The organism is Nostoc sp., from assembly GCF_036917655.1.
Taxonomy (GTDB): Bacteria; Cyanobacteriota; Cyanobacteriia; order Cyanobacteriales; family Nostocaceae; genus Nostoc.
On sequence record NZ_JBALCY010000039.1, the window covers coordinates 60,366 to 70,219 of the forward strand.

The 9,854-nt window shown below is 43.3% G+C and carries 7 protein-coding genes; 4 read left to right on the top strand and 3 right to left on the bottom strand.

Features of this window, described 5'->3' with window-relative positions; genetic code table 11:
• Window positions 1-405: 405 nt before the first annotated feature.
• Window positions 406-3,672: a carbamoyl-phosphate synthase large subunit gene (carB, locus tag V7K30_RS15600; RefSeq protein WP_335000645.1), complete on the bottom strand. Its 3,267-nt coding sequence runs from the start codon at window positions 3,670-3,672 to the stop codon at window positions 406-408.
• A 579-nt stretch (window positions 3,673-4,251) separates the two neighbouring features.
• Window positions 4,252-4,806, bottom strand: a complete 555-nt coding sequence (locus V7K30_RS15605; protein WP_335000647.1) for a Dps family protein — start codon at window positions 4,804-4,806, stop codon at window positions 4,252-4,254.
• A 559-nt stretch (window positions 4,807-5,365) separates the two neighbouring features.
• On the opposite strand from V7K30_RS15605, the gene V7K30_RS15610 reads away from it, so the two are divergent.
• From V7K30_RS15610 to V7K30_RS15625, 4 genes are all read left to right on the top strand, one after another.
• On the top strand, window positions 5,366-5,617 hold the full coding sequence (locus tag V7K30_RS15610; RefSeq protein ID WP_335000649.1) for an Asr1405/Asl0597 family protein: 252 nt from the start codon (window positions 5,366-5,368) through the stop codon (window positions 5,615-5,617).
• Between the two features lie 70 nt (window positions 5,618-5,687).
• On the top strand, window positions 5,688-6,344 hold the full coding sequence (locus V7K30_RS15615; RefSeq protein ID WP_335000651.1) for a (2Fe-2S) ferredoxin domain-containing protein: 657 nt from the start codon (window positions 5,688-5,690) through the stop codon (window positions 6,342-6,344).
• A 402-nt stretch (window positions 6,345-6,746) separates the two neighbouring features.
• Complete coding sequence (locus V7K30_RS15620; RefSeq protein ID WP_335000653.1) at window positions 6,747-7,172, top strand: hypothetical protein; 426 nt, start codon at window positions 6,747-6,749, stop codon at window positions 7,170-7,172.
• A gap of 725 nt (window positions 7,173-7,897) precedes the next feature.
• Window positions 7,898-9,592 carry a multicopper oxidase family protein gene (locus tag V7K30_RS15625; protein ID WP_335000655.1) on the top strand — a complete coding sequence of 565 codons (1,695 nt, stop codon included), beginning with the start codon at window positions 7,898-7,900 and terminating at the stop codon, window positions 9,590-9,592.
• Between the two features lie 60 nt (window positions 9,593-9,652).
• Here the strand turns inward: V7K30_RS15625 and V7K30_RS15630 are convergent.
• A partial coding sequence (locus V7K30_RS15630) for a hypothetical protein (protein WP_335000657.1) occupies window positions 9,653-9,854 on the bottom strand: 202 nt, incomplete at its 5' end.

The following is a 9,854-nucleotide window of genomic DNA, read 5'->3' on the forward strand; positions in this document are numbered from 1 at the left end:
AAAGGTAGCTTCTTAAACATTTTTCTATTGGAGCCTTATTAACAATTGTAACATTTATGAGAATGTTTTGGCTATATGGCGACATTAAATTTCCTGGTTGTTCCAGTTGATGCAATATTGCCCTTTTTCTCAAGGCTGACTAGAAGTCAGACAATTTTGGATTTTAGATTTTGGATTTTGGATTGACCCTACGGATAAATCCGCTTGCTCTGTACCATCAAGAAATCATTGGTCAATTTCAGAAATTATCTGGTTAACATAAGCTTCCTCATATTTGTTAAGATATCTCTAATGAGAACTATAGTCATTCTCCTATAACAATTACTTAATTTTCTTGGCATGGGGCATGGGGCATGGGGCATGGGGCATTAGTTATTTCCTCCCCTGCTCCCTGCTCCCTGCTTCCTACTCTCTCGCAATCGGGCAGTACTCTTGGATGGCTTTGACATCCAAAGTCGTATTTTGCAAGGAACGGATGGCGGCGACGGTAGCTTTTGCACCGGCGATGGTGGTAATGATGGGAATCTTGTAAGCTAAGGCCGTGCGGCGGATTAACCTAGCATCAGTCTGGGCTTCTTCCCCTGATGGTGTGTTGATAATAAGTTGGATTTTCTGGTTTTTGATTGCATCGAGGACGTGGGGACGACCTTCATGGAGTTTCAGCACTAATTCAATATTTAACCCCTGTTCGAGAAGAACTCGGCGTGTACCAAGGGTAGCCATCACTTTAAAGCCCAAATCGATAAATTCCTTCACCACAGCACCCGCAGCAGCTTTGTCGCGATCGCTCATTGATACAAATACGGTTCCCGTCAGTGGTAAACGCTCCCCAGCACCCAATTCCGCTTTGGCAAAGGCCCGGCCAAAGTCGCTGTCAATCCCCATCACCTCACCAGTGGATCGCATTTCTGGGCCTAATATCGTATCAGTTCCAGGAAATTTATTAAAGGGTAATACTGCTTCTTTTACAGCAATATGTGTGGGGATAACTTCCTCGGTGAAGTGTAGTTCCTCTAAGGTTTTACCTGACATAATTAAGGATGCTAGTTTTGCCAACTGTACGCCCGTTGCTTTAGAAACAAATGGGACTGTGCGGGAGGCGCGGGGGTTGGCTTCCAGAATGTAAACTTGGGGAGAATAGCTGCTTGCACCCACAACGGCAAATTGAATATTCATCAATCCCACGACTGACAGCGCTTGTGCTAGCTGCACCGTCCAAGTGCGAATTTGATTGAGAACTGCTGGGGATAGGGAAATAGAAGGTAAAGAACAAGCGGAATCTCCTGAGTGAATCCCCGCTTGTTCGATGTGTTCCATGATGCCACCAATCACCACCCTTCCTGTATGATCGGCGATCGCATCTACATCGACTTCGATCGCATTTTCCAAAAACTTATCAATCAAAATCGGATGTTCTGGTTCCACTAGCACCGCAAAGGTCATGTAGCGTTCCAATTCAGCATCAGAATAAACGATTTCCATCGCCCGTCCCCCCAACACATAGCTGGGACGCACCACCACCGGATAGCCAATGCGTTTGGCGACAATCAGTGCATCTTCGTAAGTCCGAGCAATACCATTCGGCGGTTGAGCAATATTCAACTGTTGGAGAATCTTTTCAAACCGCTCCCGGTTTTCTGCCATGTCAATGGAATCTGGCGATGTACCCCAAATTTTAGTGAGCAGTCCTGAAGTGTCATTGTTAAGAAACTCTTGTAAAGGAATAGCTAACTTCAGCGGTGTTTGTCCGCCAAACTGGATTATTACGCCGACTGGATTTTCAGTTTCGATGATGTTAAGGACATCTTCTTTTGTTAATGGCTCAAAGTAAAGGCGATCGCTGGTATCGTAATCTGTCGAAACTGTCTCTGGGTTAGAGTTGACCATAATCGTCTCATACCCTGCTCCCTTCAAAGCATAGGCGGCGTGACAACAACAATAATCAAACTCAATTCCCTGCCCAATGCGGTTGGGGCCACCACCCAAAATCAACACTTTTGGCTTGGTTGCTGGCAAGACCTCTGTTTCTTCTTCGTAGGTAGAATAGTAGTAGGGAGTAAACGCTTCAAACTCAGCAGCGCAGGTATCCACAGTTTTGTAAACTGGGATAATTCCTAGTGACTTGCGGTAGGCGCGAACTTCATCTTCGGTGGTTTTGGTGGCATAGGCAATCTGGCGATCGCTATATCCATCCCGCTTCACTTCATAAAGTTGCTCTTTTGTCAATTGCTGCAAAGGTGTCCGCTTCAGGAATTTTTCGACATCTAGCAGTTGCTGCAATTTATCCAAGAACCATCGGTCAATACCAGTGAGTTCATAGATTTCCTCAATAGTCATCCCTTGCTGTAAGGCATGGCGCACGGAGAAAATGCGATCGGGGTTAGGTGTCCGTAGTTGGGCGCGGATTTGTTCACCACTGGGTAATTTCTCGGCTTTGTCGCAACCCCAACCGGCACGTCCTGTTTCGAGCGATCGCAGCGCCTTTTGGAAGGATTCGTTGAACGTCCGCCCAATTGCCATTGCTTCCCCGACTGACTTCATTTGGGTTGTCAGCACTGGTTCTGAACCTGGAAACTTTTCAAAGGCGAAGCGGGGAATTTTTGTCACCACATAGTCAATTGTCGGCTCAAAGGACGCGGGAGTTTTCTTGGTGATGTCATTTTGAATCTCATCCAGGGTGTAGCCTACAGCCAATTTAGCGGCAATTTTGGCGATCGGGAAACCTGTGGCTTTGGAAGATAAAGCCGAACTGCGAGAAACGCGGGGGTTCATCTCAATTACAACCACATCCCCATTCACCGGATTGACGGCAAATTGAATATTAGAACCGCCAGTTTCCACACCAATCTCGCGGATGATCTTAATTGCCATATCCCGCAGCCTTTGATATTCTTTATCAGTGAGGGTTTGCGCGGGAGCGACGGTAATGGAGTCGCCGGTGTGAATGCCCATCGGGTCAAGGTTTTCGATGGAGCAGATAATCACCACGTTATCTGCCAAGTCACGCATCACTTCGAGTTCATATTCTTTCCAGCCGAGTAAAGACTGGTCAATGAGAATTTGCGAAACCGGGCTGGCATCTATACCAACCTGTGCCATTTCTTCAAATTCTTCTTTGTTGTAAGCAATACCGCCGCCACTTCCTCCCATTGTGAAAGCTGGACGAATAATTAGGGGATAAGTACCAATTTTACGGGCAACAGCTTTGGCTTCTTCCAAAGATTCGGCTGTGTCGCTAGGACACACAGCTATGCCGAGCCTTGCCATTGCCTGACCGAAAAGTTTTCGATCTTCAGCTTTTTCGATCGCTGGTAGTTTAGCGCCGATTAACTCAACGCCGTATTTTTCCAACACCCCATTTTTAGCTAAAGCAACGGCGAGGTTGAGGGCGGTTTGTCCTCCCATCGTCGGTAGTAGAGCATCAGGGCGTTCTTTTTCGATGACTTTTTCGACCAATTCCGGTGTCAACGGCTCAATGTAAGTGCGATCGGCTGTTTCCGGATCGGTCATAATCGTTGCAGGGTTGGAGTTGACCAAAACCACCTCATAGCCTTCTTCTCGCAGCGCTTTGCAGGCTTGAGTGCCAGAGTAGTCAAACTCACAGGCTTGTCCGATCACAATTGGACCAGAGCCTAACAGGAGAATCTTCCGAAGGTCGTCACGGCGGGGCATAGTAGTTGCGTTGGAGTACGAGAATACAAATCCTGATTATTTTAAGGGTCTTTACCCCCTGTCGGGCTTTTTATTATTAAGTTTTCTAGGTTTGATGACAGAGAGGGGAGTGGGGGAGATGAGGGAGAAGCTTATACCTCGTTCCCAGTCTGAGACTGGGAACGAGGTATAAAATGGGTTTTGGCTTAAATTGACACCAATAGTAAGTGTTTCCTCAATGCCCCATGCCCAATGATTATTTTATATTTCTAATTTTATTTAATTGTGATGCTCAAAGTTCTAAAGCTTTTGCGAATCTTTATTATTTAAGCTGACAACAGATTACAACAAATGATGATTTCTTTGGGCATATATCTGTCTGCTTATTCAGCACAAATAGATTACTTAGATAAAAATTTATTTTAACTAGCTAATTGCTAAATGTTGTCAACGTTAAATATTATGAGAATATGTTTACTTAAATAAAGAATGGCAGAGAAATAAGGATATCATTCTCTGCCATTCTTTATAATATTTTAAGAGTTCGTGCTGCCAACTTTTTCTTTGACTCTAGGTAGACAAATCTAGATTATGAGAGTTTTAGCTTTGAGCCGCTTGGACAAACCCTAAAGTTAAGCTGTCTTTAGCGAGGAAATGAGACAAATGATAAGCACGTTCCTCGGTTTTCAACAAAATCTTTTCGTACAGATAGCGTGTACCGCGATCGCCTAAACTCTCTGCTTGAGCAGCTTGGCGGCGAATTACACCCAGAATGGCTTGTTCTGCCGCTAGGTCATTTTCTACCATTTGGCGAGAGGAATATACGCCTTCAGATTCTTGCTCAAAACAGGTTAATTCTGCTAATTTGCTGAAGGTCGCTACTGGCACGCCACCTAGTCCATCTAAGCGTTCTCCAATTTCATGAACATGGTCTTGTACTTGGTTGTAGCTTTCGTTAAAAAACTCATGCAGAGAGTAAAATTCTGAGCCTTCAACTACAAAATGATGCTTTTGGTACTGCAAGTACAGTGCCTGGAAACTAGCTAATACAACGTTGAATCCTTCCGTAACTGGAGCAGTAACGCTGTGATCGAGCAACACAGGATTGTCATATACATGACCAAAATTTCGTAACAAAGTTTGCGTTTCAGACATTGTTCTCCTCGCTCTTTAGCAGTTATAGATTTTAACTGCTTATTCTTTACATATTAACATTTTAACAATCAGAGTAAGTCAATTTGCCATCACAATATTTTGTATTTTTGCTTACTAAAAGTCTCAAGTTGATTGTTGGCTGGATGATGGGACGCTTATCAAGTTGCATGTATTTATCATTATTATTGACATCGCCACCTAAGTGTGAGTACTCCAAAAGAGAGCAGAAAGAGAAAATCTTACCTTGTCCCTCCGTTCACGCAGCGTCTCCCTCAGCAGAATTTCTGATGCCTGTCTTGAAAAGTGACGCTCGTGCCGACGCTGCACTATCGCTAACAAATCGGCAAAAGTCGGCGCTCAGACTTGTCTCCCTGATCTCCGTCATCTCCCTCTCAATATGGGATGAGTGCAAAAATTTTATTTTCTTCACAAATTAATGAGAATTGTTTGCACTTAAGGTATCCTGGTCTTAAGAGGCTAAACTCATCAGACTTTCAAAAAGCTGGGAGTTAAATCGCGGTAGTTACTGCAAGTTTGTTGCACTTTGAGGGCAATTCTCTTGAAATCGTTTAGTTCAGAAATAGAAATAAACCACCTTGTAGAGGTGAATTGGGCAGATCGCTGGCAAGTCTATCAACGCCTAAAGGAGTTAGACATTCCTTGTAGTTGTGCGGCTAACCAGCCATTGAAAGTTGAAATTGACAATCCTACTGCGGCTATTCAACTTTGGAGTGTGGTACGGCGATTAACAGTCTCCCGTCAAGACCAGATTTGGACTCTTGAACGCTGCTGGTATAGTCGTTACCAATAGTTCTAATCGGTGGCTGCTGCTGAAAATATCTCGCTTGGTAGCTTGTACTAGTTAAAAGGAGGTTAAAAAAATGGGTGCATCTCAGAGTATGGAAGTATCAGAATTTTGCCTTGAAGGCAGGTTTATAGATTTTGTTATTAAAGATGGTTATAAGGTTAAAGGTTTACTGTTGGGGACTCATGAGGGTGAGTCTTACATTAAACTAGCTAAACATTTACGGGCTGCTTTTGATTTGCGCCTACCACCAGGTACTTGGCTACAAGTTGTTGGTTATAAAGAATACGATATAAAAAAAGACAAAGTTACACTGAAAGCTGAACGGGTGATGGCGGCGCGTTCTGAGATAGGGAGAGTTGAAACGATCGCCCCAGTACAAGAACCCCCATCTATTGATAATGTCAAGGTAAAACCAGCTAAGGCTAAAGCCACAATTTTGGTGTGTCAAAAGTCTGATTGTATGAAACGCGGTGGTAAAGGAGTTTGTCAGGCGTTGGAGGCAGCTTTAAGCGATCGCGGTTTAGAAGACCAAGTTACAATCAAGGGCACTGGTTGTATGAAGAACTGTAAAGCTGGGCCTAACCTAGTGATGCCAGATAAAACGCGCCATAGCCGAATTCAAGCTGCACAAATCCCGGCGCTGATGAATCAGCATTTTGGTGACAAGAGTTTAGAAACACAGTCTGAGAATTTAAGGGAAGTGGCTATATCTAATGGCAAATTTTGCTGAAGTAAATAATAAAATCTTGACATTTTAATGAGAAGGTTTAATAATAGCTTGTCAAGTGTGTTCCATTAATACTCGGATGTAAGCTTTGTTAAAAGTTTGCAATAGAATCAAAAAACTGGCTTTAATTAAGGCCAGTTTTTTGAGTTAATAGGGTTTCTATTGAGCAATTTTTAATCGGTATGCTCCCATAAATTTAGGACTTACGCAAAACTACACGTTGTAGGGGCAATTCATGAATTGCCCCTACATAAAAATATTTCTTTTCGGCTATTATTTGCGTAAGTCCTGAAATTGGAAAGATTCAAGGGAACTTGGTTGATTGGTGAGTACGTAGACGCAAAGAGACTTGTCGTTAGACATCGCTTACAGTTGAAGCGTAAATCATCAATGACTTAAAAACCAATGCCACATATCCCTCAGTGGATATACATCGTTTATTTTTCACTTGTCACCATAGTCATGATTTTTCTATTCCGTCATGACTGGAATCGCCTTGCTAAACTCTACCGCACCAAAGAAGCGCCGCCAGTAAACTTCTCCCGAATGAGAAGCGGTTCTGTGGGTTTGGTGTACTACAAAGGAACTTTAAATGTTGGTATCACTCCTCAAGGGATTTATCTCAGTATTTTCCCCTTGTTTAGCTTAGGACTTTCGCCTTTGTTGATTCCCTGGAGTGCTATTAAAAAAATTGAACCTGCGAATCAACTATTTATTATTAAGCGTTTTCGTTTATATCTTAGTTCCCCAAAAGTCACCCTGATTTTAAGCAAAGATATTTTGGAACCAGCTAAAGAATTTTTAGCTACACAGGGATTTGAGTGGATTTAGACCTGACTTTTCACGGTATCTGGAAAACCTCACTTCTATTTCTCTTTCCTAAAAGGAGAGAGACTTTCAAATTTCCCCCTTAGAGCGTCCTATACACGGTAGCGCCACACTATTACGTAGGCGTAGCCCAACCCAGGCATCGCTTGTATTTGACGCAAGCTCTAAGCGCTATATTTATACAGAATTAGATTGAGCGATCGCCTACAGCCTCTCATGAGAAGCGCACAGTTGTAAAGGCGATCGCCTTATATTTTAATACAGTTGAGTTGAGCAATCGCAATGTAGCTTGTGATCCAAAGTTTCCTGTTAATAGCTAGCTTTTTGCATCTTTTTGGTATCCAGAGGAAGTGGTAATTAATGAGTGTCACAGATGTTGTTTTATGTCTATACTTTGCAGCCACATTTGAAGTTTCCATAAAGTTATAGTGAATAGCTTGCATCTGTAAACCATATTTTAATAAATTAAATTTGTCTGTAATCTGCACCAATAGGAAATCTTTTTTAGCTTATTTCAATCTAAATAAGTACGTAGGCACGATCAAACAAATATGCATTTAGTTTTGTAAGAACGGTGAAATAACTAATTTGTAAGCTCTCTGCCGAATTTAGATTTCGTTATATACTTGCGAATTTTCTCGCCCACTTATTTAGCTGTTTATTGCATACCTGGAAAATATACATGGCAAGTGCTACTTAACTTTTTTGAGGGAAAAACCAAACCATTCATGACCAGAATTATTAGACGAATAGCATTAAAGCTTGCAGCACTTCCAGGGGTATTGAAGCAAAGACAACTGCGGCAACTCTTGAAGATTGCTGCCAGTATTTTTTTTGCTCTTGTTGTTGTGATATATGCGTTGCAAGTAAGGGCGCAAACCACATCCTCATCTTCTGTTTGCGCTCTGCCGCCTGCGGGAAGCATTGTTAAAAACCCACCAGAAATCCGCAATCCTGATGCTACCCATCCGGCAAACTTTACGGTAGTCAACATTGCCCCTAAGCAAAACTGCTATTTTGCCAATGGTAATCTGCAAGCACCAACGCTTAGGCTGAGTCCAGGTCAGGCAAACTTAGTACTGAGATTGACTAATCAATTACCAGGTCAAGCAAAAGGAACACAAGACCAAAACTGTGAGCGCCAATATCTTGGAGGAATGGCACCCGCAAACTCAACCAACCTGCATTTTCATGGCTTGAGTATATCTTCAAAATGCCATCAGGACGAAGTTGTACGGACGGTGGTTGAGCCAAAACAGACTTTCCAATACAATGTCAGCATTCCACAGGGAGAGCCACCGGGACTATACTGGTATCACCCACACGTCCACATGCAGAGTCAAGCTCAAGTGCTGAGTGGATTAACAGGTGCGATTATTGTTGAAGGCATCGGGAAGTATAACAAGCAAGCTGCTCAACTTCCAGAACGGGTGTTTGTGCTACGTGATACGGATCTATTAAAATATTTTGACTATCAGCAACCACTGAAGGATATTTCCATCAACTCAGTTCCAATTAGGTATAAAGGTAGAGGTATTTATGATCCGCCAGCCATCATTCAAATGAAACCCAATCAACAACAGTTTTGGCGTATGGCTAATACCTCGGCAGATACCTTCTTTGACTTGCAAGTTCAATACAATAGCATTGCTCAACCGCTTCAATTAGTAGCGATGGATGGTGTTCCTCTCAATGCTGATAGTCAGTTGCAGAACCAGACTAAATCTGTCTACCACATTCTCCTACCCCCAGCCGCAAGGGCAGAGTTCATGATCAACGCTCCGCAAGCGTCAGTCAAGGATGCCAAGCTTTTGACGCTCAATTATAAGACAGGGACACAACATGATAATAACCCACAACGAACGATAGCTAGAATTCAGACGCTTGCGGCATCATCTGCTTCAGCCTCAGCTCCTGAGTCAAGCGTTGACTTAACTAAGGTATCGAGCAATCGCTTTTCTGGAGTCAATCAGAACAAGTCTGTAAAGCAGCGCAAGCTCTATTTCTCTCAAACAGCTCCTGGTGTACTACCAGAGCAGTACTACATCACAGTAGAGCCAAATAAGCCTAAAGTTTACGATCCAAACTTCAAGACTCCCGATATCACGGTTCAGGAGGGAACGACTGAGGATTGGATCGTGGAAAACCGAAGTTTGGAAGTCCATACTTTCCATATCCACCAAATCCACTTCCTCGTCTTGAACAGTTCCAATGCAAGTGAGATCGGGATGATGCGCGACACAATCAATGTACCTATCTGGAACGGTAAGCCAAATACCCCATTTCCCAGTGTGAAACTGCGAATGGATTTCCGGGGCATTCAGAATGGTACAAGTATTGCAGGTACTTTTGTTTACCACTGTCATGTCTTGGAACACGAAGACAAGGGTATGATGGCATCTATTCAAGTCAAGAGCAAGTAAGGCGAAAAAGTGAGATCATCGTCAAATGAGCAGGGGTAATTTTTTGCGTGCAACCTTGATTTAGGCTCGATGTTGACCTTCTGAGGCTCGATGTTGACCTTCTGAGGCTCGATGTTGACCTTCTGAGGCTCGATGTTGACCTTCTGAGGCTCGATGTTGACCTTCTGAGGCTCGATGTTGACCTTCTGAGGCTCGATGTTGACCTTCTGAGGCTCGATGTTGACCTTCTGAGGCTCGATGTTGACCTTCTGAGGCTCGATGT

Bases quoted from the DNA above. Each gene is read 5' to 3' on its own strand.
- V7K30_RS15605 (WP_335000647.1), bottom strand. From the start codon at position 4,806: ATGTCTGAAACGCAAACTTTGTTACGAAATTTTGGTCATGTATATGAC.
- V7K30_RS15615 (WP_335000651.1), top strand. From the start codon at position 5,688: ATGGGTGCATCTCAGAGTATGGAAGTATCAGAATTTTGCCTTGAAGGC.
- carB (WP_335000645.1), bottom strand. From the start codon at position 3,672: ATGCCCCGCCGTGACGACCTTCGGAAGATTCTCCTGTTAGGCTCTGGT.
- V7K30_RS15625 (WP_335000655.1), top strand. From the start codon at position 7,898: ATGACCAGAATTATTAGACGAATAGCATTAAAGCTTGCAGCACTTCCA.
- V7K30_RS15620 (WP_335000653.1), top strand. From the start codon at position 6,747: ATGCCACATATCCCTCAGTGGATATACATCGTTTATTTTTCACTTGTC.